The sequence below is a fragment of the Streptomyces sp. GL_140 genome (assembly GCF_057834465.1).
The window spans coordinates 5,813,223-5,838,857 of record NZ_CM174404.1 but is presented as its reverse complement, the minus strand read 5'-3'; the positions used below and the strand labels follow the sequence as shown (position 1 = coordinate 5,838,857).

General features: G+C 71.7%; 20 protein-coding genes. 10 read left to right on the top strand and 10 right to left on the bottom strand.

What is annotated here, in order from left to right:
- Positions 1 to 15: 15 nt before the first annotated feature.
- Positions 16 to 738 carry a CDP-alcohol phosphatidyltransferase family protein gene (locus AC3IYJ_RS27085; protein ID WP_489397328.1) on the top strand — a complete coding sequence of 241 codons (723 nt, stop codon included), beginning with the start codon at positions 16 to 18 and terminating at the stop codon, positions 736 to 738.
- 55 nt (positions 739 to 793) lie between these two features.
- On the opposite strand, the gene AC3IYJ_RS27080 is transcribed toward AC3IYJ_RS27085, so the two are convergent.
- Positions 794 to 1,267 carry an FAD synthase family protein gene (locus AC3IYJ_RS27080; protein WP_489397327.1) on the bottom strand — a complete coding sequence of 158 codons (474 nt, stop codon included), beginning with the start codon at positions 1,265 to 1,267 and terminating at the stop codon, positions 794 to 796.
- A gap of 172 nt (positions 1,268 to 1,439) precedes the next feature.
- On the opposite strand from AC3IYJ_RS27080, the gene AC3IYJ_RS27075 reads away from it, so the two are divergent.
- The 3 genes from AC3IYJ_RS27075 to AC3IYJ_RS27065 are packed head-to-tail and all read left to right on the top strand — an operon-like array spanning position 1,440 to position 5,601.
- Complete coding sequence (locus tag AC3IYJ_RS27075; RefSeq protein ID WP_489402945.1) at positions 1,440 to 2,645, top strand: glycosyltransferase family 4 protein; 1,206 nt, start codon at positions 1,440 to 1,442, stop codon at positions 2,643 to 2,645.
- Complete coding sequence (locus AC3IYJ_RS27070; RefSeq protein ID WP_489397326.1) at positions 2,642 to 4,375, top strand: lipopolysaccharide biosynthesis protein; 1,734 nt, start codon at positions 2,642 to 2,644, stop codon at positions 4,373 to 4,375. The genes AC3IYJ_RS27075 and AC3IYJ_RS27070 overlap by 4 nt, the downstream gene beginning before the upstream one ends.
- Positions 4,372 to 5,601: an MATE family efflux transporter gene (locus AC3IYJ_RS27065; protein ID WP_489397325.1), complete on the top strand. Its 1,230-nt coding sequence runs from the start codon at positions 4,372 to 4,374 to the stop codon at positions 5,599 to 5,601. Before AC3IYJ_RS27070 ends, AC3IYJ_RS27065 begins: the two co-directional genes overlap by 4 nt.
- A gap of 59 nt (positions 5,602 to 5,660) precedes the next feature.
- On the opposite strand, the gene AC3IYJ_RS27060 is transcribed toward AC3IYJ_RS27065, so the two are convergent.
- Positions 5,661 to 6,242, bottom strand: a complete 582-nt coding sequence (locus AC3IYJ_RS27060; RefSeq protein ID WP_489397324.1) for a TetR/AcrR family transcriptional regulator — start codon at positions 6,240 to 6,242, stop codon at positions 5,661 to 5,663.
- 69 nt (positions 6,243 to 6,311) lie between these two features.
- Complete coding sequence (locus tag AC3IYJ_RS27055) at positions 6,312 to 7,820, bottom strand: hypothetical protein (RefSeq protein ID WP_489397323.1); 1,509 nt, start codon at positions 7,818 to 7,820, stop codon at positions 6,312 to 6,314.
- Between the two features lie 107 nt (positions 7,821 to 7,927).
- Between AC3IYJ_RS27055 and AC3IYJ_RS27050 the strand changes: the two genes are divergently transcribed.
- On the top strand, positions 7,928 to 8,467 hold the full coding sequence (locus AC3IYJ_RS27050; protein WP_489397322.1) for a WcaF family extracellular polysaccharide biosynthesis acetyltransferase: 540 nt from the start codon (positions 7,928 to 7,930) through the stop codon (positions 8,465 to 8,467).
- Positions 8,464 to 9,579 carry a glycosyltransferase gene (locus tag AC3IYJ_RS27045; protein WP_489397321.1) on the top strand — a complete coding sequence of 372 codons (1,116 nt, stop codon included), beginning with the start codon at positions 8,464 to 8,466 and terminating at the stop codon, positions 9,577 to 9,579. Before AC3IYJ_RS27050 ends, AC3IYJ_RS27045 begins: the two co-directional genes overlap by 4 nt.
- 17 nt (positions 9,580 to 9,596) lie before the next feature.
- Here AC3IYJ_RS27045 and AC3IYJ_RS27040 read toward each other — a convergent pair whose 3' ends face one another.
- The 4 genes from AC3IYJ_RS27040 to gmd all read right to left on the bottom strand — a co-directional run bounded on the left by AC3IYJ_RS27040 (position 9,597) and on the right by gmd (position 15,026).
- On the bottom strand, positions 9,597 to 10,076 hold the full coding sequence (locus AC3IYJ_RS27040; RefSeq protein ID WP_489397320.1) for a hypothetical protein: 480 nt from the start codon (positions 10,074 to 10,076) through the stop codon (positions 9,597 to 9,599).
- Positions 10,077 to 10,206: 130 nt separating this feature from the next.
- A complete protein-coding gene (locus tag AC3IYJ_RS27035) occupies positions 10,207 to 10,881 on the bottom strand; it encodes a hypothetical protein (protein ID WP_489397319.1) in 675 nt (224 codons plus the stop codon).
- A 94-nt stretch (positions 10,882 to 10,975) separates the two neighbouring features.
- Positions 10,976 to 13,750: a LamG-like jellyroll fold domain-containing protein gene (locus AC3IYJ_RS27030; RefSeq protein ID WP_489397318.1), complete on the bottom strand. Its 2,775-nt coding sequence runs from the start codon at positions 13,748 to 13,750 to the stop codon at positions 10,976 to 10,978.
- Positions 13,751 to 14,012: 262 nt separating this feature from the next.
- On the bottom strand, positions 14,013 to 15,026 hold the full coding sequence (gene gmd / locus AC3IYJ_RS27025) for a GDP-mannose 4,6-dehydratase (protein WP_489397317.1): 1,014 nt from the start codon (positions 15,024 to 15,026) through the stop codon (positions 14,013 to 14,015).
- Positions 15,027 to 15,261: 235 nt separating this feature from the next.
- On the opposite strand from gmd, the gene AC3IYJ_RS27020 reads away from it, so the two are divergent.
- Entirely contained in the window at positions 15,262 to 16,239 is a 978-nt protein-coding gene (locus tag AC3IYJ_RS27020) for a GDP-L-fucose synthase family protein (protein ID WP_489397316.1), read from the top strand.
- 17 nt (positions 16,240 to 16,256) lie between these two features.
- Here AC3IYJ_RS27020 and AC3IYJ_RS27015 read toward each other — a convergent pair whose 3' ends face one another.
- Positions 16,257 to 17,732 (bottom strand): sugar transferase, encoded by a 1,476-nt coding sequence (locus AC3IYJ_RS27015; protein ID WP_489397315.1) that lies wholly within the window; start codon positions 17,730 to 17,732, stop codon positions 16,257 to 16,259.
- A gap of 380 nt (positions 17,733 to 18,112) precedes the next feature.
- Between AC3IYJ_RS27015 and AC3IYJ_RS27010 the strand changes: the two genes are divergently transcribed.
- Both AC3IYJ_RS27010 and AC3IYJ_RS27005 read left to right on the top strand, forming a co-directional pair.
- On the top strand, positions 18,113 to 20,383 hold the full coding sequence (locus AC3IYJ_RS27010; protein WP_489397314.1) for a M4 family metallopeptidase: 2,271 nt from the start codon (positions 18,113 to 18,115) through the stop codon (positions 20,381 to 20,383).
- A 226-nt stretch (positions 20,384 to 20,609) separates the two neighbouring features.
- The gene (locus AC3IYJ_RS27005) at positions 20,610 to 22,100 is read left to right on the top strand and encodes a nitronate monooxygenase (protein ID WP_489397313.1); all 1,491 of its coding nucleotides are present in this window, start codon (positions 20,610 to 20,612) and stop codon (positions 22,098 to 22,100) included.
- A 72-nt stretch (positions 22,101 to 22,172) separates the two neighbouring features.
- On the opposite strand, the gene AC3IYJ_RS27000 is transcribed toward AC3IYJ_RS27005, so the two are convergent.
- Positions 22,173 to 22,730: a hypothetical protein gene (locus AC3IYJ_RS27000; protein WP_489397312.1), complete on the bottom strand. Its 558-nt coding sequence runs from the start codon at positions 22,728 to 22,730 to the stop codon at positions 22,173 to 22,175.
- A 209-nt stretch (positions 22,731 to 22,939) separates the two neighbouring features.
- Complete coding sequence (locus AC3IYJ_RS26995) at positions 22,940 to 24,478, bottom strand: MFS transporter (RefSeq protein ID WP_489397311.1); 1,539 nt, start codon at positions 24,476 to 24,478, stop codon at positions 22,940 to 22,942.
- A gap of 138 nt (positions 24,479 to 24,616) precedes the next feature.
- Between AC3IYJ_RS26995 and AC3IYJ_RS26990 the strand changes: the two genes are divergently transcribed.
- Complete coding sequence (locus tag AC3IYJ_RS26990; RefSeq protein ID WP_489402944.1) at positions 24,617 to 25,627, top strand: Lrp/AsnC family transcriptional regulator; 1,011 nt, start codon at positions 24,617 to 24,619, stop codon at positions 25,625 to 25,627.
- Positions 25,628 to 25,635: the final 8 nt, after the last annotated feature.

Below are 25,635 nucleotides of genomic sequence, written 5' to 3'. Positions count from 1 at the left end.
CGAGGAGTTGTGCAGATGGCCACTGTCGGGACCGCGCTGCGGGAGCTGCGCGGGGCGCAGAAGTCGGCGAAGGGGGTGTCGCTCTATTCGCGGTTCGTCAACCGTCCGGTCGGGCGGTACCTGGCCGCCGGGTCGTACGCGGTCGGGCTCACCCCGAACCAGGTGACCCTGATCAGCGCCGCCTTCAGCTTCGCCGCCGCGGCCGCCGTCGCGCTGAGCCCCCCCTCGTGGGGGCTGGGCATCGCGGTGTGGGCCGCGCTCGCGGTCGGCTTCGCCTTCGACTCCGCCGACGGGCAGCTGGCCCGGCTGCGCGGAGGCGGCAGCGCGGCCGGCGAATGGCTGGACCACGTCGTGGACTGCGCGAAGCTCACCTCGCTGCACGCGTGCGTGCTGATCGCCTTCTACCGCTTCCCCGAGTCCTACGGGACCTTCGGGGACGGCTGGCTGCTGGTGCCGCTGGGCTTCCAGTTCGCCTCGGTCGTCACGTACTTCGGGGGGCTGCTGACCGAGAAGCTCAAGCCCCGGCCGGCGCCGGGGAGCCCCGCCGCCACGCCCTCGACGGCACGCGCGGTGGCGCTGCTGCCCGTGGACTACGGGGTGTTCTGCCTGGTGTTCCTGCTGCTGGGTGGCGGGGAGTCGTTCCGCTGGGCGTACGCGGGGATGGGCGCGGTCGCCGCGCTGTTCCTGCTGGCGTTCCTCGCGAAGTGGTACCGGGAGCTCAGCGCCGTACCCAAGTAACGGGGGGGCGGGGACAGGGGCGGCGCCGGAGCGGGGGCCGATGGCGCCGGAGCGCTCAGCCCCGCTGCTCGGTCGCGAGCGGCTCCGCCAGGGCGGCCAGGGCGCGGCGCAGCTGGGTGCTGGAGGTGTGCACCGTGTACGGGAAGTAGACGACGTCGACCCCGTGCGCGGCGAAGTCCTTTTCCAGCCGATCCCCCTTGGGGGTTCCCCGCCAGTCGTCGCCCTTGAAAATGACGTCGAACCGGACCTGCTTCCACGTTTCTACTTTATCCGGGACAGTCTCGACAAATGCCGCGTCCACATATTTGACGCTGCGAACGATCTCAAGACGCTCGACCAGCGGGATCATCGGGCGCCGCCCCTTGGCGATTTCCGCCATTTCGTCGGAAACGACCCCGGCGACGAGGTAGTCGCACTGGCTCCGGGCGTGCCGAAGAATATTGAGATGTCCGATATGGAACAGATCGTAGGCCCCCGGCGCGTAGCCGACCCGGTACGGTCTGCGCGCGGGTGCAGCAAACTCGGACATATCCCGCTCCATCATCTATTACCCCACAAAAGCCACACCCCCCGGTGCGGCGGATTAGCAGACAATAGCGTGCACGTTCCACACCACGTCGGTGAACGAATAGGGTGACGTGCGCATCATCCTGGGGAGAAGGGGACGTCCCGTGTCGAGATCCGGCCACCGGCGCCTACTGCTGGTATCCACGAACTACGCCCCCGAGCACACGGGAATAGGCCCGTACGCCACCCAGATCGCGGAGCACTGGGCACATCTCGGTCACGAGACGCACGTCCTCACCGGCATGCCCCACTATCCCGCCTGGTCTCTCGACCCGGAGTACAAGGGGGCGCTCCGGCGCATGGAACAGCGCGCGGGAGTCATTGTGCACCGGCGCGCGCACACCGTGCCGCCGCGCCAGACCGCCCTCCGGCGCGCGCTCTTCGAAGGATCGATTCTGCTGCACGGCGCCGTGGCCCCGCCCCGGATGAAGAAGCCGGACGCGGTCCTCGCCCAGATGCCGAGCCTGGCCGGCGGCCTGCTGGCGGCCCGCCTCGCGGCACGCTGGAAGGTGCCCTTCGTCCCCGTGGTCCAGGACCTGATGGGCGCCGCGGCCGCGCAGAGCGGGATCAGCGGCGGCGACAAGGCGGCGGCCTGGGCCGGACGCGCGGAGGCGTACGCCCTCAAGCGCGCCGCCCTCGTGGGCGTCATCCACGAAACCTTCGTCGACCGGGTCGTCGGCATGGGCGTGGACCCGGCGAAGATACGTCTCGTCCCCAACTGGTCGCATGTGGCGCTGCCCACCAGCCCGCGCGGCCGCACCCGCCGCCACCTCGGCTGGGCTCCCGACCAGACGGTCGTCCTGCACTCCGGGAACATGGGGCTCAAGCAGGGGCTGGAGGTCCTCGTCGGCGCCGCCCGGCTGGACCCGAGCGTCCGTTTCGTCCTGATGGGTGACGGCAGCCAGCGCTCCGCCCTCGCCGACCTCGCGGCCGACGTCCCCAACCTCGACATCATCCCCCCTGCCGCCGACGGGGAGTTCCCGGATATCCTCGCCGCGGCGGACGTGCTCGCGGTCACGCAGCACGCCGCCGTGATGGACATGAGCGTGCCGTCCAAGCTGACCTCCTACTTCCAGGCAGGCCGTCCCGTCGTCGCTTCCGTGGCGGCGCTGGGCGGAACCGCCCAGGAGGTGGAACGTTCGGGCGCCGGGGTGCTCGTACCGCCGGAGAACCCCGAGGCCCTGCTGAAGGCCGTACGGGCCCTCGCCGAGGACCCCGCGGGCGCGGACGCTCTGGGTGCGGCCGGTCCGCGCCACGTGGCGGCGCACCTGAGCCGTGAGGCGGGCCTGGCCCGCATCGACGCACTGATGGACGAAGCACTTGGGGGTCCCCGGCCGTGATCGAGACCAACCGACCGGCAGCGGCTCCGGCCGAGGACGAACCGGACCTCCTCAGGGACCAGTTCCGCCAGCTCCTGCGCTACCGCCGGCTCATCGGCGCGGGCGTGGGCATCGGCCTGCTGGGCGGGGTCTACCTCGGCGTCTCCACGGCGGACACCTACGTGGCCACCGCCGACATCGTGCTGCGCGCGCCCACCGACGACCCGTTCAACCCGAGCCTCGCCCCCGACAAGGCGATCAACATCGGCTCGGAGCGCCAGGTCGCGCTCTCCAGCTCCATAGCCAACGAGGCCGCGAAGAAGCTCGGCGTCTCGGCCTCCGACTTCTCGGCCCTGCGCGCCGGTCTGCAGGTGACCAACCCGCCGCAGACGATGGTGCTGCGCTTCACCTACACCGCGAGCTCCCCCTCCGAGGCCGCGCGGCGCGCCAACGCGATGACCGAGGCGTACCTGCTCAAGCGGCAGGAGGCCCTCGACGTCACCCGCGACAAGATGGTCAAGGGGTACCAGGACCAGCGCGACCCGGTGGCCAAGCAGCTCGACGAGCTCGTCAAGCAGATCAACGGCATGCCGTCCGGTCCGGCCCGCGACGCGGCGTACTCCTCCAAGACCGACCAGCAGAGCAAGATCAACACGCTCAACAGCAACATCGCCAAGCTCCAGGCCCTGGACATGACCCCCGGCCGGGTCACCAGCGCCGCCGTCCCGCCCAAGGGCGCCGACGGCCCCGGCCTTCCGATGTCGCTCGCGCTCGGCGCGGCCGTCGGCCTGGCGCTCGGCCTGCTCGGCGCCTGGGTGCGGCTCGTCTTCGACCCCGCGCCGCGCTCCGAGGGCGACGTGGCCCGCGCCCTGCGCGCACCCGTACTGGGCTCCCTGCCCCGGGGCAAGGACGACGGCGGGCCGCTGCTCGCGGCCGGCGAGGAGGACCCCCGGCTGGCCGAGGAGTTCCGCTCGGTGGCGTTCCGGCTCGCCTACGACTCCCGGTTCGCCGACCGGCGCCGGCTCCTGGTGATCGCCCCGCGCGGCAGCAGCGAGACCGCCGCCGCCGTGGCCGTGAACCTGGCCGCCTCCTTCGCGGAGACCGGCAAGGACGTCCTGCTCATCGAGGCCGATCTGCGCACCCCGGTACTGGCGAGCCAGCTGCCGACGGACGCGGGCGGCCGGCCGCGCTGGAGCCAGCCGCAGGGCGGGCAGCACGGTGACGCCGAGTGGCCCGACGGGCGCCAGCTCGTGGTGGACGCCGGCGAATCGGGCTCCTTCGACCTGATCCCTGGCGAGCGGGTGCGCAACGTGCCGCGCGCGCTGACCTCCTCGCGCGCCTCCCGGCTGATCTCCGAGGCCGACTCCCCCAACTCCACCGTCGTGGTGCTCGCCCCGCCCGTCCTCTCCTACGCCGACGCGCTCGCGCTCGTGGACCGCGTCGACGGGGTCCTGGTGGTCTGCGACCCGCGTGCGGTGCACCGCAGCGACCTGTCCCGCATCCGCGAGCTGATCAGCGGCGCCGGCGGCACCGTACTGGGTGCCGTGCTGCACACCCCGCTGCCGGGCGAGAAGCGCGGCCGCGGCAAGGGCGGGGCCCCCGCCTCCGACACCCCGCCTCCGCCCCCGGCCCGGTCGCGCGAACCGCAGCCGATCCCTTACGAGGTGGCGGCGGCCGACGCCACGGCGCACATCCCCGGTGACGGCACGGACACGGTGGCCCTGCGTACGGTCCGCACGGGCCGGCGGTGAGCCGGCGCGGCCTCGCGGCGGTCGCCTCGATCCTGGACCAGGCCGCGTCCAGCGCCACGAACATCCTGGTGCTGGTGCTGGCCGCCCGGCTCTCCTCGGCGGCCGCTTTCGCCGACTTCTCGATGGTCTACGTGACCTTCACCGTGCTCCTGGGCCTGAACATGGCCTACGTCGGCCAAACCGTGGTCCTGGAGAAGGGCGAGGGGCTCGCCTCCGTGTGCCGCTCGGGGCTCGCGTTCACCGGGGCCGCTTCGGCCTCGGTGGGAGCCGTCCTGGCCCTGGTGGGGCTGCTGCTCCCCGGGGCCACCGGACGGGCCTTCCTCGCGCTGGGGCTCGTACTGCCCCTGGTGCTCCTCCAGGACGGGCTGCGCTACTGCTTCTCCGCCCTGCGCGCGCCCCAGCGGGCACTGGCCGCCGACGCGCTGCGCCTGGCCTGCGTGGTGACGGCGCTGCTCCTCCAGCCCGCGGGGACCTCGGCGGCCCGGCTGGTGCTGGTGTGGGGGGTCTCGGCGCTGCCCGCGCTCGCGCTGGGCCTGTGGCTGCTGCGGCCCTCGGTACGGGGAGCCGCGACAGATCTGCGGCCCTACCTGCGGCGCGGGCACCTCGGGCAGCGGTTCGTCGTCGAGTTCGCGGTGGGCAACGGCTCCAGCCAGCTCGCCGTACTGGGCCTCGGCGTCTTCGCGACCCCGCTGGCCGTGGGTGCGCTGCGCGGCGCCACCACCCTCTTCGGACCGCTGAACGTCCTCTTCAACTCCGCGAACTCCTTCGGCCCGCCCGTGATCGGCCGGGCCTCCGGCAAGCGCGGCGTGGTCCGGCTGACCGCCCTGATGGGCGGCGCGCTCGCCGTGACCGGGGCCGTCTGGGGAGCCGTCCTGTACGCGCTGCCCGACCGGCTGGGCCGTGAGCTGCTCGGCGACACCTGGACGGCGGCATCCGCGCTGCTGCCCGCGACGGGGGCGCAGTACGCGGTCATGGGCCTGGGCACCTGCGCGCTGCTGACCCTGCGGGTGCTCAACCCGAAGGCCACGCTCTCGCTCCAGGTCGTCTTCTCGCTGCTGTCGGTCGCCCTGCTGCTCGGCGGGTACGCGGTGTGGGGCGCGGCCGGGGCGGCGTGGGGCCTGGCGCTCGGCTCCGCCGCGAAGGCGGGCGCGGGGTGGCTGCGCGTGAGCCGCCTGCCGGCGCACGCTCCCACGGCCGCCGAGCCGGAGCAGGTCCGGGCGGCCTGACCCGGCCGGCGTCAGGAACCGGGCCCCGTACGCGGCTGGGCCCTCGTCCGGGATCCGGCTCAGGTGGGGTCGGAGCCGAAGCCCGCTTCCAGGAGGTCGAAGAGGGCGCGCATCGCGCCCTGCTGGTCGGCCCGGCCACGGACCAGGCTCGTGGTGTCCAGGGCGAAGCGGGCCAGGGCCGCGGACCTGAGGTCGCCCTCGGGCGCGCCCGATGCCTCGGCGATGGCCGCGGCCAGGGCGAACTCGTAGCGCTGCCACATCCGGTCCCAGTACTCCTGGAGTTCCGGCGTCTCGCGGACCAGGGTGAGGTGCGCGACGACCGCCGGGTCGTCCATACGCCGGCTCGCGCGCGTCGCCACGAGGTGGTCGCGCAGGGAGTGCAGGACGGAGCGGCCCGGCGCGCGGTCCCGTACGGCCGCGACGAGCGCGGCCTCGATGTCCTCGTCCTCGTCGAAGACCAGCGCTTCCTTGCTCGGGAAGTGCTTGAACAGCGTGGTCACGGAGACGTCGGCCGCCTCCGCCACCTCGCGGACGCCGACCTTGTCGTACCCGCGCTCCAGGAAGAGGCTCAGGGCCGCGTCGGCGAGAGCCTTGCGGGTCTGGGCCTTCTTGCGCTCGCGGCGTCCCACTGTCTCGGTCATGGCATCACTCTAACGTTGCGGTGTATCCGGTGCAAAAGTTGAGTGGTTGCACTTATCGCCGGGTCCGGGTCAGCGGAGCCGGGCGTCCTTGTCCTGGCGGTACGTGGCCACGAGCGCGAGGCAGATCCCGGCGATGGCCACCCGCCCCGAAGCCTGGAGCAGGGGACCGCGCAACAGGATGAAGGAGTACCCGGCGACCAGCGGCACCACCGTGGAGATCAGACTGCCCGGTGGCGAACGCCGGGTCGCGCGCTTCGCGTAGCGGCGGTCGACGCGGGCGGCGGCGTACCCCATGCCCAGGAGTCCCGCGCCCATCCCCAACGGCCCGAAGTCCAGCCACAGCTCCGCCCAGATCGGGGAGGAGAGGTTGGTGTTGACCGTGCCCATCCACTGGCCGACCATCACACCGGTGTCGCGGGGCTTGCCGGGCCACATCGTGCGCGGCACCGCGAAGAAGACGGATCCCGCGAGCTGGCGCCCGTAGAGGTGGCCGGGGCCCGAGTTCGAGTAGGTGATCGTGTTGGCGAACATGCCGATCTGGTCGTAGTCCTTGAGCGCCATCGGCTCCAGGAACGAGGTCGTCTCGACCGGCTTGTAGTTCTTCTCGTCGTACCGGAAGCGGTCCGCGAAGGGGAAGATCAGGAGCGCGACCACCACGGCCATGGACAGGGCCACCCGGTACATCGCGGCGCTCACCGGGAAGACCGTGAAGAGCAGCGCGAACATGACGGTCAGGAACCAGTAGCGCGGGTTCGAGATCGGGTTGTTGACGATCAGGTTGAGGACCGCGAGCGCCGACCAGACGACGATGACCGACACCTTGCGGCGGGCGTACTTCGAGGTGATCAGCCAGCGCGTGTACAGCAGCAGGGCGAGCAGGGCCGGGACGGTGCCGAAGCCGCGCAGCAGGGCCTGGCCGGCCTGGCCGTCCTGCGAGACGCCCGCCTCCTCGATGCCCGCGATGATCTCCTGGCGGCTGGAGAAGAAGACCGCCGGACCGCCGAGCTTGAGGATCAGGGCCGCACTGCCCAGGAACGCCAGCACCGTCAGCAGCTGGAGCCGCCGTCGGTGCGCCATGACCGGCCGCGGCTCCTTCTGCGAACCGCCCGCCCGCCCGGTCGGCCGGTGGCGGGCCAGCAGCACGCCCACGTCGAAGGCGGCGCAGCCGAGCAGGACGAGACCGATGGCGACGGTGAGGTCGGAGCGCGGGCCGACCACCGGGGTCGGGACCTGGCCCAGGACCGCCTGGGCCAGGGGGGCCACGCCCATGGCCATGTAGACGAAGAGCCAGAAGGAGCCCTGGAGCAGCTTGCGGCGGCTGGTGAGGACCATGGCGGACAGCCGGGCGCCCGCGTACATGGTGAGCAGCAGCTGGAGCCAGAAGGCCGCGTCGTGCTGGCCGGCACCGGACTGGACGGCCACGAAGAGCGGCAGGAAGACCGTGAATCCGAGCGCGAGCGGCACGGAGAGCGCCCGGGAGAGCAGGGTGCGCGGGGTGGTCACCCGGCCCCAGTGCTTCTCTTCGTCCGGATGCGGCGGGACGGGCCGGGCGACGGCCCCGCGTATGTCGGTTGCCACGCTTGCCCCCACCCCTGTGCCTGATTCGCGCGCAGTCTAGTCTGAGCGCTCGGCGTCCGGGGAGGCGCCCGTGGGTCGCACGACGGGGCGGACGATGAGGGGTAGCTGTGCGTGATCTTCCTGCCTTCACGCTGGCCGGATACGACAAGGGGCGCGGGCTGCTGACGCAGGCGCTCTGGTTCGCCGTGATGAACACGCTGTTCATGAGCTGGCTGTGCCCGGCGCGGCTGCGGGTCTCGCTGTTGCGCGCCTTCGGTGCCCGGATCGGCGAAGGCGTGCTGATCCGCCACAAGGTGCGGGTGCTGTGGCCCTGGAAGCTGACCGTGGGCGACCACGCGTGGATCGGCGAGGGCGCCTGGATCCTGAACCTGGAGCCGGTGACGATCGGCGCGCACGCCTGCCTCTCGCAGGAGGCGCTGCTCTGCACCGGCTCGCACGACCACCGGGCCGCCGACTTCCGCTACCGCAACGCCCCGATCACCGTCGAGGACGGCGCGTGGGTGGCGGTACGGGCCACCGTGCTGGCGGGCGTGACGGTCGGCCGGTGCGCGGTGGCGGGTGCGGGATCCGTGGTCCACAAGGACCTCCCCGCGCTGACCCTGCAGACCCAGGACGGGCGTCGCCGCCCCGTCGAGGAGCCCAAATGAGAGTCCTGCACGCCGTCACACTGCACTCCCCCACGCACGCCTTCGGCGGGCCGGTCCGGGTCGCGCTGAACCTGGCCAAGGGCCTGCGGGCCCGCGGTCACGAGGCGAGCCTGCTGGCGCTCGGCGAGGGCTTCGAGCCCTGGCCGGACTCGGTGGAGGGGGTACCGGCAAAGCTGTTCCCCGCCCGGCGCCTGCTCCCGCTCGGCTTCAGCGGGATGACCTCACCGGCCCTGCTCGCCTCGGCGGGCCGCCTGGTGCGGGGCGCGGACGTGGTCCACGTCCACCTGGCGCGGGACCTGGTCACCCTGCCCGTCGCCCTGGCGGCGCTGCGGGCCGGCAAACCGCTGGTCCTGCAGACCCACGGGATGGTCGACCCGAGCGGGAAGTTCCTGGCCAAGGTGCTGGACGCGGTGGCGGTACGCCGGCTGCTGCGCGGCGCCGACGCGGTGCTGTACCTGACCCCGCACGAGCGGGACGGACTCGACGCGGTGGTCGGAGCCCCGGCCCTGCCCCAGGCGGTCCGCCTGGTCAACGGAACTCCGGCACAGCAGGAACGCCCCCCGCTGAGCGGCCCGCCGCGGATCCTCTACTCGGCGCGCCTGCAGGCCCGCAAGCGCCCGGTGGACTTCGTGGACGCGGCCCCGGCGGTCCTGGCGGCGCACCCGGACGCGCAGTTCGTGGTGGCCGGCCCGGACGAGGGCGAACTGGCGGCGGTCCGCTCCCGCGTGTCCGCCCTCGGCCTCTCGGCCCGTTTCACGATCCCCGGCGCCCTGTCGAGCTCCGAGGTCCTGACGGAACTGCGCCGCGCCCACGTCTACGTCCTGCCCTCGGTGGACGAACCCTTCCCGATGTCGGTCCTGGAGGCGCTGTCGGTGGGCGTCCCCCCGGTGGTGACCCACTCCAACGGCCTGGCCCGCGACATCGCCGCCGCGGGCGCCGGCGAGGCGGTCGACCCGGGCCCGGCGGGCGTCGCCGCGGCGGTCCTCGCCCTCCTGGACCCGGAGCGCAACGCCGCGGCCTCGAAGGCGGCCCGCGAACTGGCCGCCTCCGCCTTCTCGATGGACGCGGTCCTGGACACCCTGCTGGACGTCTACGCGAGCGCCTCCCGCTGAGGCCCCTGGCGCGACACCTATTCGGTGTGGGCTGCGAGGCGCTGGGCCTCGGCCGTTACTTCGGCATCGAGCCAGTCAGGTGCCTCGTCGCCGTGCTCGATGGCGCCGTACTCGTCGTCGAGCTCGGCCAGCCGCGCGGTCAGGGGTGATCCGTGGCCGTAGCGGCTGTGGATCCGGAAGGTGAGCTCCCAGGGCTTCAGCTCGCCCGCGAGCATGCGGCGAGCGAGCGCGGGGGCGGCGGCCTCCCGGCCGGCCTCGCTGTCGACCGGGTAGAAGGTGAGCCCGAGTTCGTGGAGTGCTGCCGGGAGCAGGTAGTGGACGTCGTAGTCGGCCTCGGCGCGCGTGCAGGCGGCGAGGACCCGCAGGCCGGGGGTGTCGAGTCCGGCGACGAGCGCGTCGCAGGCGGCACTGACGACATCGCTCCCGGTGGCTTCTCCGACGCTCCAGAGGGCGACATGGTCCTGTAGGGCGATCGCTGCTGCTCCGGTCGATGTCACCCGCTCATCGTCGCCTTCGCGGGGTGTCCGGGTCGAATCGGTTTCGCCGCCGCGCCGCGTGGCGTGGGCATACGGATCGGCCCCGCCCCCGGGCAGTCCGGGGGCGGGGCCGAATTCGTGGAGCTGCGGGTTAGGCCGGGATCCAGGCGTAGCAGCCGTTGGAGACGAACTCCGTCGTGCCCGCGGGGATCGTGGTGGTGATCTTGTCGCCCGTCTTCAGGGGGGTTTCCGGGCCCGAGGCGAGGACGGCGCCGTCCTTGCCCTTGGCTTCCCAGGTGCACGTGGTGCTCTGGGTCAGGGCGCGGTAGCCGCCCGCCGCCGGGGACTGCTTCGTGCCGTCCGGGAAGCCCTTCGAGGCCGCCGCGAGGACCGGCAGCTGGTCGGGGCAGAGGAGGGTGATCGCGTCCTTGGCGTTCGGGATCTCCCCGGCCACGATGGAGCCGATCGCCGCGTCCTTGTCGTGCTTCGCGGTGCGCTGCACCCGCTGGCAGGACTCCTGGCCGGTCTGGAGGACGGCCGCCGGGTCCATCTTCTCGGGGACCCGCCCGCTCAGGTACTTCTTCTCCGTCGCGGTGAAGCTGCCCGTCTTCGGGGTGAGCTTCGCGTCCGGCAGGACGGGGCCCGTCGGCTTGGCGTCCGTCGAAGGCGGCGCCGAGGCGTCCGCCGGGTCGGCGACCGGCGAGGAGGCCGGCGGCTTGGGGCTCGCGGCCGAGCCCTCGGCCTTGCCGTCCCCGCCCGAACTGCAGGCGGTCAGCGTCAGGGCGGCGGCCAGCAGGACAGCAGCCGCTGCGGAGCGTCGGTACATCAGGTGGCTCCCGTACGTATGAGATGGGTGTGCGGGGCCCGGCCGCGCCCCACATCACGTGGAGTGCGGCCGGGCCCCGCATGCCCTCAAGCGGTTACTTCGCGCCGAAGGTGAGGATCAGCTGCGGCATCGCGTCCGCGGCCGTCGCCTCCGAGGACCAGATCCACAGCGGGTCGGTGCCCGTGCTCGTCAGGCCCAGGCTGTAGCTGGTGCCCAGCACCGCGGAGAGCGCCGCCGTGTCCAGCTGCGTGGTCTGCACCGCCGAGCCGTCCGGCACGCCCGCGAAGGAGCCGAGCGGGGTGGTGCCGAGGGTCGGCTTCGTCTTGAAGGTGGTGCCTGCACCGCTCCAGGTACCGGTGACCGGGACCACGGAGATGGTGTCGGTGGTACCGGCACCCGCCGCCGTCGTGGTCTTGACCTGCAGCGCGGCGGACTTCAGCACCTGGCCGGCCGGGGCCGCGGGGATGTCGAAGCGCAGGTACGTCTCGTAGGCCGAGGTACCGCGGACCGCGAGCGAGGTGGCCGCGCCGTTGGCGGCGCTGGGTGCGCCCTGGTTGATGTAGGTGTCCTCGGTCGCGTTGACCTTGGAGACCGTGTCGGTGGGCGCCTTGGCCAGGTCGAAGTGGTTCTTGGCCTGGGCCTGGGTCAGCACCTTCGGGTAGACGGCCGTCTCGTCGATCTGGCCGGCGAAGAAGTTGCTGGTCGGCCTGGAGGGCCAGCCGCTGGTGTTGTCGCCGCCGACGTGCCAGAAGCCCTCGATCGCCTGGGAGGTCGTGACGTTGCCGGTGGCCTTGGACTGACCGTCCACGTACAGCGCCATGCCGGAGGGGCCCTGGGTGGCGACGACGTGGTGCCACTTGTTGTCGTTGTACGTGTCCAGCAGACCGGTGGAGATGGTCTTCGTCCCGCCGGAGTTCACGCCGAAGAAGATCCGACCGGTGTTGGTCATGTAGATCTGCTTGTCGTAGTTGCTGCTGTTGCGGTCGGTGTTGTTGCCGAAGCCGACCAGCTTGCCGCCGCGGGTGGTGTTCGTCTTGAACCACGTCTCGATGGAGTACGAGCTGCCCACCGTCTGGCGGTGGTCGCTGTAGACCTGCTGGCTGGTGCCGTTGAAGCCCATGGCCGTGCTGGCTCCGGTGACGGCGCCGGGGGTCTGGCGCAGCGCCGGGGCGTTGAGCTGGATGCCGCTGGTGTTGCCGCCGTCCGAGGAGTCGGCGACGTACGGGCTGACGGTGTCGTCGTAGCGCCAGTACAGGTTGGCGCCGTCCGCGCGGACCTGGTTCGGGTACGCGACGACCGAGTTGGGGACCGTCACCGAGGTGCTGGCCGACAGGGCGCTGGTGTTGCCGGCGGCGTCGGTCGCGGTCACGCGGTAGCTGTAGGACAGCCCGGCCTTGACCGTGGTGTCGGTCCAGGAGGCCTGCTGGCGCAGCCACTCCAGGGAGTCGGCGCTGACGGTGGCGATCGGGGTCGTCGAACCGTTGCGGTAGATCCGGTAGGTCAGCTTGCTGTCGTCCTGGTCGTAGCTGGCGCGCCAGCGGACCTGGACCTCGCCGGGCTTGACGCTGGAGACGCTGGAGACCGGGGTGGTCGGGGCGCCGACGTCGCCGGAGGAGGCGAAGCGGGTCAGGGCCTGCTGCTCCTTGCCGTTGATCTGCGTGAACTCACCGCCGACCCACATGTACTTGGTGTCGTTCTTCTCCGCGATGGCCATGACGCGCGGGCCGATGCCCTCGCCGATGCCGTCGTTGGCGGTGGGGTGCCAGCCGAGCTTCGCGGGGCTGCGCACGAAACCGTCCACGGGCGCGGGGGCTGCGCCGGCGTAGTTGGTCAGCTGCGCGTTGAAGAAGTTGCGCTTGCCGTCGGGGAACTGGCCCTCGAGGGAGCAGTCGTGCGCGTGCGAGGAGCTGTAGAGGACTCCGTCGTAGGGCAGGACGTACTGCGTCGCGCCGAGGCAGCGGTCGCGCCACTTCTCGGTGAAGTCGCCGGCGAGACCGATGCGGCCGTCGAAGACGCCGCCGCCGGAGCCCTCGTTGCCGGTGTAGTAGCCGGTCGAGTCGGCCGCGATGTCCTTGACGACCGAGTTCGACGGGATGTTGCTGTACGTCTTGACGACGGCACCGGTGGTGGCGTTCACGACGGCCAGCGCGTGGCTGTTGGAGCCGTTGACCGTGAAGAAGTCACCGCCCAGCAGGACGTTCTTGCCGTCGTTGCTGAGCTCGATGGCACGGCCGGGCTCGTCGGCGTTGGCGACGAACGGCTTGAGCGCACCGGAGGCGGCGTCGATCGCGGCGAACCGCTCACGGGGCGCGCCCTCGACGGTGCTGAAGTCGCCGGCCGCGTACAGGGTGTCGTCGGTGACGGCGAGCGCGCGCACGGTGGCCGGGAAGCTCGGGTGGAACGAGGCCTTGGGGGTGCAGGACTCGATGTCGATGGCGGCGACGCTGGAGACCGGGGTGCCGTTGACGGCGCCGAAGTATCCGGCCGCGTAAAGGGTCTTCTTGTCCTTCGAGACGGTGAGGGCGCGCACGGTCGCGCTGCCGTCGCCGGTGGTGAAGGAGAGCTTGCAGGAGCTCGGGGCACCCGTGGCCGCGTCGAGCGCGACGAAGTTCACGGCTTCCTGCTCGGCTCCGGCCGCGCCGTTGGGCGGGCGGACGGCCGAGAAGGTGCCGCCCGCGAAGACCGTGCCGTTGGCCTGGTCCATGGCGAAGACGATGCCGTTCGGCTGCCACGTCGGCAGGTTGTCGGCGGTGAAGGCGACAGGCTGCGTGATGGCCGACGCCTCGGGTATCAGCACCAGGCCCGCGGCCGTGCCGGCGCCGGCCAGTGACAGGACGAGGGCAGCAGTCAGCCCTCTGGATCTACGCATGAGCCCCCCAGGGCAATTGCCCGGTTTGAATGGCTGGTTCGACAAGTATCAGATCAGCCATATGTACTGGCGCAGACTAGGGCTCGTGCGAGGGCCCGGTCACCTCCCTTGACACATTGCATACCAAGTTGGAATCAACAAGGTCGAGCAGCGTTCAGCACGGAGGGTGCACTGCGGACAAATGGCAGGTTTGACCCGGCCGCACCCGCATAAGCTGCGCGAATGACCGGGTCACGGCAAATCGTAGGCGAAATCTATGGCCTCAGCGGTCAATGCGGACGCTTACGCCCGCCAGTTGGTCCTCGACCTGCCGGATGTCCGAGTCGACCATGATCTTGGCCAATTCGGCCACCAGGACCGTCGGCTTCCAGCCAAGGAGCTCCTGGGCCTTGGAGGCGTCGCCGATCAGGGCGTCGACCTCGCTGGGGCGCTCGTACTTGGGGTCGTAGCGAACGTGCTCGTTCCAGTCGAGACCGGCGTGGGCGAAGGAGGCCTCGACGAACTCGCGGACGGTGGCGGCGACGCCGGTGGCCACGACGTAGTCGGTGGGCTCGTCCTGCTGGAGCATCCGCCACATGGCGTCCACGTACTCCGGGGCGTAGCCCCAGTCGCGGACCGCGTCGAGGTTGCCGAGGTAGAGCTTCTCCTGGAGACCGGCCTTGATCCGGGCGACCGCGCGGGTGATCTTGCGGGTCACGAAGGTCTCGCCGCGGCGCGGGGACTCGTGGTTGAAGAGGATCCCGTTGACGGCGAACATGCCGTACGCCTCGCGGTAGTTCACCGTGGTCCAGTACGCGAACACCTTCGCGGCGCCGTACGGGCTGCGCGGGTGGAACGGGGTGGACTCGTTCTGCGGGGGCGGGGTGGCGCCGAACATCTCCGAGGACGAGGCCTGGTAGATGCGGGTGTCCACGCCGCTGGCGCGGATCGCCTCCAGCAGCCGCAGCGCGCCGAGGCCGGTCACGTCGCCGGTGTACAGGGGTGCGTCGAAGGAGACGCGCACGTGCGACTGGGCGCCGAGGTTGTAGACCTCGTCGGGGCGTATCTCGCGGAGCAGGTTCACCAGGGCGACGCCGTCCGAGAGGTCGGCGTGGTGCAGCACGAAGGACCGGTTGGCCGTCTGCGGGTCCTGGTAGATGTGGTCGATCCGCTCCGTGTTGAAGCTGGAGGATCGACGCACGAGCCCGTGCACGGTGTAGCCCTTGGAGAGCAGCAGCTCGGCGAGGTACGAGCCGTCCTGTCCAGTGACGCCGGTGATCAGCGCGGTCTTGCCCATTGGGTCCCCCCTGGGGATCGTTGCGGTCTTGTTGTACTGAGGCTGCTGCGCGGCCCCCGGGTGGTCGTTACGGCAGGCGGCCCTGGACCGAGAGGACTGGATGGGTACCGTACACGGCCCATCCGGAACCGCTCCCGCCGCATCCACGGTGGGGCGGGGCCGCCCGCGGCCGCCCGTCCGGGCGGCCCGGACTCCCCCGTCGGGCCGCGGTCGGCGGACTGGCATCATCGGCGGTATGACAAGTTCGCCGTTCCTGCCTCCGAACGCCCGTGTCTTCGTCGCCGGCCACCGCGGTCTCGTGGGGTCCGCGGTCGTCCGTCGGCTCACCGCCGACGGGTACGAGGTGCTCACCCGCGGCCGTGCCGACCTCGATCTGCGCGACGCCGCCGCGACGGGGGCGTACCTGCGGGACGTCCGGCCCGATGCCGTCGTCCTGGCCGCCGCCAAGGTGGGCGGGATCATGGCCAACAGCACGTTCCCGGTGCAGTTCCTGGAGGACAACCTCAAGATCCAGCTGAGCGTCGTCGCCGGCGCGCACGCCGCCGAGGTCGGCCGGCTGCTGTTCCTCGGGTCCTCCTGCATCTACCCCAAGCTCGCCCCGCAGCCCATCAGCGAGGACGCACTGCTGACCGGCCCGCTGGAGCCGACCAACGAGGCGTACGCCCTGGCGAAGATCGCCGGCATCGTCCAGGTCCAGTCGTACCGCAAGCAGTACGGGGCCTCGTACATCTCCGCCATGCCGACGAACCTCTACGGGCCGGGCGACAACTTCGACCTGGAGACCTCGCACGTGCTGCCGGCCCTGATCCGGCGCTTCCACGAGGCCGCGGCCGAAGGGCGCGAGGAGGTCACCCTCTGGGGTTCGGGCACCCCGCGCCGGGAGTTCCTGCACGTCGACGACCTGGCCGCCGCCTGCGCGGTCCTGCTGCGCGAGTACGACGGCGGCGAACCGGTCAACATCGGCTGCGGCGAGGACCTGACCATCAAGGCGCTCGCCGAGACGGTCGCCGAGGTGACCGGCTTCCGCGGCCGCCTCTCGTGGGACACCTCGAAGCCGGACGGGACGCCCCGCAAGCTGCTGGACGTGACCCGTCTGACCTCGCTGGGCTGGAAGCCCGCCGTCCCGCTGCGCGAGGGCATCGCCGCCACGTACGCGTGGTGGCGCGAGCAGAGCGCGACGCAGGACGGCGTGCGGGGCGACGTGCGGGGCTGATCTCAAAGCAATGGACCTCAGTACGCTCCGCGTCCGTCGACCACGGCGCGGAGCGTGCGGCCCATGACGTCGACGTCACTGGTGAAGGACCAGTTGTCCACGTACTGCAGGTCGAGCTGGATCGTCTCGTCCCAGGACAGGTCGGAGCGGCCGCTGATCTGCCACAGCCCGGTCATCCCCGGCCGCACCGTGAGCCGGCGCAGCTCGACCTCGTCGTACTTCGCCACCTCCTCGGGCAGCGGCGGGCGCGGGCCGACCAGCGACATGTTCCCGGCCACCACGTTGATCAGCTGCGGCAGCTCGTCCATGGACGTGCGGCGCAGAAGCCGGCCGATCCGGGTGACCCGGGGGTCACGGCGCATCTTGAACATCAGGCCGTCGTTCTCGTTGGATCCGGACAACTCCGCTTTCATCGCGTCCGCGTCCACGACCATCGTGCGGAACTTCCACATGACGAACGGGACCCCGTCGCGCCCTATGCGCCGCTGCCGGTAGAAGGCCGGTCCGCGCGAGCCGAGCCGTATCGCGAGCACCGTTCCGAGGAACGCGGGCGCGAGCAGTACCAGCCCCACCCCCGCCGCCACCCGGTCCAGTACGGACTTCAGCACGGTCTGCACGCCCCGGCTCACCGGCGGCGCCACCCTCAGCACGGCCAGGCCGCCCGCGGACAGGGTCTCCAGCCGCTTGACGGAGACCTCCACCAGTCCGGGGAAGACCGCCAGTTCCAGCCCCGCGTCGTGCAGGGCCCAGGCGATCCGGCGCAGCCGCTCCCCCGCGAGCCGGGCCCCCGGGGCGACGAGCACCAGGTCGGCGTGGTGGGCGGCGACGGCGGCGAGCACCGCGCCGGAGTCCCCGTGCGGGGTCGGGGCCATGGCCGGGCCGAGCCGGGCCGCGACGGGCACCCCGCTGGCCGTCTCGCCGGGCCCGACCGGGACGACGCCGACGACCACGTAGGGGTGGTCGGTGCGCGCGGCGAGGTGCCCGATGACGGACTCGGCGGCGTCGGGCTCGCCGACGACCAGCACCCGGCTCACGGCCTGGGCCTCGCGCCGGGCGGCGGAGAGGTGGCGGTAGGTCAGTTTGTGGCAGGCGACGGTGATGAGCAGGGCGGGCAGCAGGGCCCCGAGCGCGGACAGCCGGGGGGTGTCCTCGCCCGTGATCACGCGGGCCACGGCGAGGACACCGATCAGAATCAGCCAGTCGTGCACGACGGGCAGGACACCCCGGGACTCTCCGAGCACGCGGGCCGTGTACCGGCGCCGAAGCATCTGCACGCCGGTCCAGGCGAGGGCCGCGCCGAGGGCGCAGTAACCGGGCCTGGCCTGCTGTGCGGCTTCGAAGACCAGGCCTACGGGCAGCCCCGCACCGATGAAGTCGGCGGTGACGGCGGCCGGCAGGTACCAGCGCGCCTTGTCTCCGAGCTTCCGGGCAGGCGCAACCGCCTCTTTGGCCGTTCTGGCCACTCTTTGCACAGGAATATGGACATGCCTCATGGGCCCCCCTGGCACGTGGTCTATGACAGTGGCGTGTGTCCGCGGCTTCCCCAGGCAGTGGACAACTGACGCACCGGGAAACAGTACGACAAACACCCGTACGGTAATTGCCGTTTCCGGGAACCGGACGTCTTGTTGCTCAAGCGTTAGCGGTCGGTACGGCGCATTCCGGATATTACGCGCTTCTCTCCCACACTCAAGTGAATGTTCCGGATACCGGATACGTCACTTCGGACAACGGACCATTTCCAGCCAACATTTTGACGCGGCCCTGACATTAGGCTTCGCAGATGACACTCTTCGACCGTTCTTCGCACCAGCCCGATCTGCCCGGAGGCCCACCCAGCCATCCGGAACCCCCCTTGCAGAAGGAGTCTGCGTTGAGTCCCACCCCCCAGCGGCGTGCCACCACGGCCGGCGCGCTTGTTGCCGCGGCCGCTCTTCTCGCCGTAGGCATCCAGACCGGTACCGCCACCGCCGACGCCACCGCGTCGAAGGCCGGATCGGTCGCAAAGGCCAACCCAGGCGCTTCGGCTCGTCTGCTCAGCGCTTCGGAGCGTGCGACGCTCCTGAGCGAGGCGAACTCCACCACCGTCCAGGCGGCCAAGACCCTCGGCCTCGGCGGCTCCGAGAAGCTCGTCGTCCGTGACGTGGTCAAGGACAACGACGGCACCACCCACACCACGTACGAGCGCACCTACGACGGCATACCGGTGCTCGGCGGTGACCTGACCGTCCACGCCAAGAACGGCGTCACCAAGAGCGTCACCAGAGCCACCAACCACGAGATCAAGGTCGCCGACACCACGGCCTCGGTCACCCCCTCCGCCGCCGAGGGCCAGGCCGTCTCCGCGGCCAACTCCTCGGGCTCGAAGCAGGCCAAGCCCTCCAAGAACGCCCGCAAGGTGATCTGGGCGGCCGACGGCGTGCCGGTCCTCGCCTACGAGACCGTCGTCGGCGGCCTCCAGGACGACGGCACCCCGAGCGAGCTGCACGTGGTCACCAACGCCAAGACCGGCGCCAAGATCACCCAGTGGCAGGCCATCGAGACGGGCACCGGCAATACCGAGTACAGCGGTCAGGTGACCCTCGGCACCTCCGCGTCGGGCAGCAACTTCACACTGACCGACGCCGGGCGCGGCGGCCACAAGACCTACGACCTCAACGGTGGTACGGGCAGCGGCACGGGCACCCTGTTCAGCGGTCCGGACGACATCTGGGGCAACGGCCTGCCCTCCAACCGGGAGACCGCCGGCGCCGACGCGCACTACGGCGCCCAGCTGACGTGGGACTTCTACAAGAACGTGATGGGCCGCAACGGCCTGCGCAACGACGGCGTGGCCCCGTACAGCCGGGTCCACTACGGCAACGCGTACGTCAACGCGTTCTGGAGCGACAGCTGCTTCTGCATGACGTACGGCGACGGCACGGGCAACAACCACCCGCTGACCTCGATCGACGTGGCCGCGCACGAGATGACCCACGGCCTGACCTCGGTCACCGGCAACATGACCTACAGCGGTGAGCCCGGCGGTCTGAACGAGGCCACCTCCGACATCATGGGTTCCGCGGTCGAGTTCTACGCGAACAACCCGACCGACGTCGGCGACTACCTCATCGGCGAGAAGATCGACATCAACGGCGACGGCTCGCCGCTGCGCTACCAGGACAAGCCGAGCAAGGACGGCAGCTCCGCGGACGCCTGGTACTCGGGCGTGGGCAACCTCGACGTCCACTACTCCTCGGGCCCGGCCAACCACTGGTTCTACCTGGCCTCCGAGGGCTCGGGCGCCAAGGTCATCAACGGGGTCAGCTACAACTCGCCGACCTCCGACGGCCAGCCGGTCGTGGGGATCGGCCGCGACGCCGCCTCGAAGATCTGGTTCCGTGCGCTGACGGTCGGCTACTTCAAGTCGAACACCAACTACGCGGCCGCCCGTACCGCCACTCTGCAGGCCGCCGCCGACCTGTACGGCCAGGGCTCGACCACGTACAACAACGTGGCCAACGCCTGGGCCGGTATCAACGTCGGCGCCCGCATCGTCAACGGTGTCACGGTCACCAACCCCGGTAACCAGAACACCGTCACGGGCAGCGCCGTCAGCCTCCAGGTCCAGGCCACCAGCACCAACGCGGGTGCCCTGAGCTACTCGGCGACCGGTCTGCCGACCGGCCTGTCGATCAACGCCTCGACCGGTCTGATCTCCGGGACCGCCTCCACCGCCGGTTCGTACAACACCACGATCACGGTGACGGACTCGGCGAACCAGACCGGTACGGCCTCCCTCGTCTGGACGGTCGGCACCTCGCAGCAGTCGGTCTTCGAGAACACGACCGACTACCAGATCGCGGACAACTCCACGGTCGAGTCGCCGATCGTGGTCAACCGCACGGGCAACGCCCCGAGCACCCTCAAGGTGGACGTGAACATCGTCCACACCTACGTCGGTGACCTGGTGGTCGACCTCGTCGCCCCCGACGGCTCCGTCTACAACCTGCGCAACCGCACCGGCGGCAGCGCGGACAACATCATCCAGCAGTTCACGGTCAACGCCTCCTCCGAGGTCGCGGCCGGAACCTGGAAGCTCCGGGTGGCCGACAAGGCCAGCCTGGACACCGGCTACATCAACAGCTGGAAGCTCACCTTCTGATCCCCACGAGGGAGCAGGCGTGAGCCAGAGCTGAACCGCTAGATCACGGGGCCGCCCGGGAGCAGACTCCCCCGGGCGGCCCTGTTCCATTGGCCCCTGCAGGACAGGGTCGACTTCCCCCCGTGGCCGGGACCTTCGGCGCCCGCCGGCGGGCCGCTCCAGCCTCATAGTGGAAATCAGCGAACCTACGGAACCGTAGGTTCGGGTGATTCCGAGGACGTGACCCATGCCGCAGCCCCCCACGACCACCCCCGCCGCGCAGCACCCCTGGCTCATCCAGGGCGGTATGGGCGTCGGCGTCTCCGGCTGGAGGCTGGCCAAGGCGGTATCCGGCGAAGGGCAGCTGGGCGTGGTCTCGGGAACGGCCCTGGACGTCGTACTGGCCCGCGTGCTCCAGACCGGCGACCCGGGCGGTCACGCCCGCCGGGCCCTGGCCGCCTTCCCGCTCCCCGAACTCGCCCAGAGCGCGCTCGACCTCTACTTCCGCGAGGAGGGCCTCGCGGAGGGCGCGGCGATGCGCACCACCCCGCGGCTGCGGGCGACGGGCGGGGCGCAGGCCGAAATCCTCACCGTCCTCGGCAACTTCGCCGAGGTCTGGCTCGCCAAGGAGGGACATGACGGTGTCGTCGGCATCAACTACCTGGAGAAGATCCAGCTCGCCACGGCCCCCGCGATGTTCGGCGCGATCCTGGCAGGCGTCGACTACGTGCTCGTGGGCGCGGGAGTCCCCGGTCAGATCCCTGCCCTCGCCTCGCGGCTGGCGCGCTACGAACGCTGTGTGAGCAAGATCCACGTGGAGGGCGACGAGGAGCCCCTGGACCACCTCTTCGACCCGTGCGCCCTGCTCGCCGGACACCTGCCCGGCCCGCTGCGCCGCCCCCACGTGCTGGCCATCGTCTCGCTCCCGGTCCTGGCCACCTATCTGGCCCGGGACGAGATCACCCGCCCCGACGGCTTCGTGATCGAGACCAGCCAGGCGGGCGGGCACAGCGCCCCGCCGCGCGGGCCGATGAAGCTCGACGAGGCCGGAGAGCCCGTCTACGGCCCGCGCGACAATCCGGACCTCGCCAAGATGACGGCCCTGGGGCTGCCGTTCTGGCTCGCCGGCGGCCAGGCCAGTCCCGAGGCGGTGGCCGAGGCCCTCGCCGCGGGGGCCGCCGGAGTCCAGGTCGGCAGCGCGTTCGCGCTGTGCGAGGAGTCCGGGATGGTCCGCCACCTGCGCGAGGAGCTGCTGGGCCGGGCCCACACGGGCACCCTGTCGGTGCGCAACGACCCCGAGGCCTCGCCGACCGCGTTCCCCTTCAAGGTGGCGGACCTGCCGGGGACCGTCTCCGAGCCCGAGGTGGCCGCGGCCCGGCGCCGGGTCTGCGACCTGGGGTTCCTGCGCACGCCGGTACGGGGTCCTCGCGGGCTGGTCTACCGCTGTGCGGCCGAGCCGGTCGCCGCGTACGTGCGCAAGGGCGGCGAGGAGGCCGACACCAAGGGCCGCCAGTGCCTGTGCAACGGCCTGCTGGCCACCATCGGACTGGCGCAGCGCCGGCCGCACGGCCGGGTGGAGCCCCCGCTGGTGACGATCGGCAAGGACCTGTCGTTCCTGCCGAAGCTCGCCCCGGACGCCCGGCCGTACACGGCGGCGGACGTGGTGCGCTGGCTGTCGGAGGGCGCGGACACCGCCGCCCCCGCGACCGCCGTGCCCGCGGTGACCGCCGTCGGCTGAGCCGCGCCCGTACGTACGCGGGAGGGCCCGGTACCCCGAGGGGTACCGGGCCCTGCCGTCGATCGGCGGGGGTCAGCCGATGGTGCGGAAGATGGACCGGAAGAAGTCCGGGGCCGACTGGGTCGGGCCCTGGGCGGCGCGGGGGCCGTGGCTGCGGTCGTCGTCGTCGCGGCCCTCACCGCGCCCGTCGTGGCGGCCCTCGTCGTCGAAGTCGTCACCGCGGCCGTCGTGGCGCCCGTCGTGACGGCCCTCGTGGCGGTCGTCGTTGTCCGTCGGCTTGAAGTAGGCGGAGCGCACCTCGGTGTTCCGCAGCTCCTCGCCCGGCTCCAGTTCCGCCTCCGGCGCCCCGCCGCAGTTGCGGTCCTCGAAGAGCAGGGCGAGGGACCGGGTGTCGTTCTCCACCCTGGTGGCCGGCCGGTGCCCGGTGGTGTTCGTCAGCCGGTAGCAGGTGTCGTTGTCCGCCGGGTGGATCCGCCCGTCACGCCGGTCGCCGTCCTCGTCGACGTAGCGGTAGTGCAGCGTGCCGAGGTGCTCGCGGTCGTCGTGGTCGTTCGCGTACGAGAGTCCGGCGGTGGGCAGGACGAGCGCGAGAGCTCCGACGAGTGCGGTGGCGGTGGTGCGAAGACGCATGGGGAGTCCGTTCCTCGGGTTCCTCGGACGCCCGGTCCGGTGGGCATCCGCGGGCAGCGTAGGAGCGGACGATGCTGCCGAAACGATTTGGCACGGAGGCGCGTTCGAAGGTTCACCCTCCCGGTCCCCCACCCCGTCCCGAACGCCCGGACGCCCCGAATCCGCTCGGGATTCGGGGCGTACGGGGCTGCGTGCGCGGCCGGGACCACTCAGACGGCGGCCCGTTCGACGGCCGGGACCCCGCCCTTGCGGGGGCCCTTCGGGCCGGCCGGACCCTGCGGGGCCTGCGGGGCCGCGGCCGGCCGGCGGACCAGCGCCACCAGGATCACCGCTCCCGCCAGGCCCATCGCCCCGGAGACCCAGAAGGTGTCCCGGAGCCCGCTCGCGAAGGCCTCCTCCACCCAGTGGCCGGCCCCCGGAACCGTCTGCAGCAGCCGGGCCGCACCGCCCGAGGCCAGCGCCTCGGCCGTGCCGTGCGGCTGGCCGGAGCCCGCCAGTCCGTCCTCCAGGCCGGACTGGAAGACCGCGCCGAGCACCGCGATGCCCAGGGCCATGCCCAGCTGGCGCGCGGTGTTGAGGGCGCCGCCCGCCATCCCGGCGCGGGCCGGGGGAACGGCCCCCATCGCGGCGGCCGCGAGGGCCGGGGAGATCATGCCGACGCCCACACCGGTGACGGCGAGACCGGCCACCAGTGCCGTCCAGCCGTCCCCGGCGTCCAGCATCCAGCCCTGGAGCAGGGCGCCCGCTCCGATCAGGAACAGCCCGCCGCCGATGGTGAGCCGGGCCGGGGCCCCGTGCATCAGCTTGCCGGTCACGGCGGCGACCACGAAGGCGGCCAGGCTCATCGGCAGCATCGTCAGACCGGCAGCGACCGGGCCCATGCCCTCGGCGCTCTGGAGCCACAGGGACACGTACATCAGGTACCCGAAGGCGGCGCCGGACATCAGCAGCGCGGCGGCCATGACGGCCACGAAGGTCGGGCTGCGGAACAGCGAGAGGTCCAGCATCGGTCGGGAGCTGCGCAGTTCGACGAGGACGAAGACCGCGAAGGCGGCGGCGCCGAGGGCGAACAGGGCCAGGGTGGTCGCGGAGGTCCAGCCGTTCTCGCCGACCCGGATCAGGGCGTAGGTGACGGCCGCGGCGCCGGTGGTGAAGGTGACCATGCCGGGCAGGTCCAGGCCCTTGGCGTGCGGGTCGCGGGACTCGGTGACGGCCTTGAGGGTGACGTGGACGGCGAGGGCGCAGACCGGCAGGTTGATGAAGAAGATCCACCGCCAGCCGAACTGCTCGGTGAGCAGTCCGCCGATGATCGGACCGGCCGCGGCGGCGGCTCCGTTGACCGCGCCCCAGACACCGAAGGCGACGCCCCGGTCGCGGCCCTGGTAGGCGGAGCTGAGCAGGGCCATGGTGGTGGCGAACATCGCGGCGCCGCCGATGCCCTGGACGGCGCGGAAGGCGATCAGCGCGGCCGGTCCACTGGCCAGACCGCAGGCGAGCGAGGCGAGGGCGAAGAGCCCGAGCCCGCCGAGGTAGACGCGGCGGCGGCCGATCCGGTCGGCGAGCGATCCGGCGCCGAGGAGCAGGGCGGCCAGGGCGAGGGCGTAGATGTCCATCACCCACTGGAGGCCGGAGAATCCGGTCTTCATGTCGGCGGCCATGTCGGGCAGGGCGACGGTCACGATGGTGACGTCGACCAGGAGCATGAAGGCCCCGAGGCACACCGCCGTCAGGGGCAGCCATTTACGCATGGGGATTCTCCTCGGAGCACGGAGGGGCAGGGGTCCAGGGGTGGATCCCCGGTGACGCCAAGGTCTCAGTGGACCGCCCCGATCCCCCACTCAGCGGCTCTCTTCCAGCGGATTTCCATCATCAGGGGCTCTGTCATGATGGAAACCGTGAACGACACGGAGCTCGACGCACTCGACCGGTCCCTGGTCCAGGCCCTCACGATCGACGGCCGGGCCCCCTTCAGCCGGCTCGCCGAGGTGCTGGAGGTCTCCGACCAGACCGTCGTGCGCCGCTACCGGCGGCTGCGGACCACCGGCCTGATCCGGGTCGTCGGGCTGCCGCTGGGCAGCCGGGTCGGGCTGTTCGAGTCCTGGCTGCGGGTGCAGTGCGCACCCGACGCGGCGCTCCCGGTGGCCGAGGCGCTCGCCCGCCGCCCGGACATCGCGTGGGTGAACCTGAACTCGGGCGGCACCGAGATCCACTGCATGACGCGGGCCCGGACCCGCAAGGACCGGGACACCCTGCTGCTGGAGAAGCTGCCGCGCACCCGCCGGGTGACCGGCATCAGCGCCCACACCATCCTGCGGAAGTTCTTCGGAGGGCCCGACTCCTGGGCCGGCATGGACCTCATGCGCCCCGACCAGATCGCCGCCATGCAACGGCCTCCCGCCGAGCCGGGCCCGGACCGGTACGTGCTGGACGAGGCGGAGCACAGGCTGCTCTCGGTGCTGGGCAGCGACGGCCGCGCCGGATATCCGGAACTGGCGCGCGCCAGCGGCCTGTCCGAGTCCACCGCCCGGCGCCGGCTGGAGCGGCTGCGCGATCTCGGGGCGGTCTTCTTCGACGTGGAGTTCGCTCCCGCGCTCCTCGGCTACGAGGCGGAGGCGACGCTGGTGCTGACCGTCCCGCCGGCCCGCCTCGCGCAGGTGGGGGCCGCCCTGGCGAGCCACCGCGAGGTGGCGTTCGCGGCGGCCGTGACCGGGGCGGCCTCCTTGATGGCGGTGGTGCTGTGCCGGGACACCGAGGAGCTCTACACCTATCTGACCGAGCGGATCGGCGCGGTGGAGGGCGTGGGCCAGGTGGAGGTGATCCCGACCCTGCGCAGCGTGAAGCGGGCCGGGATGCTGGTGGAGGACGGGCGGCTGGTGGACCCGCCGCCCGCCCCCTGAGGCCCCGT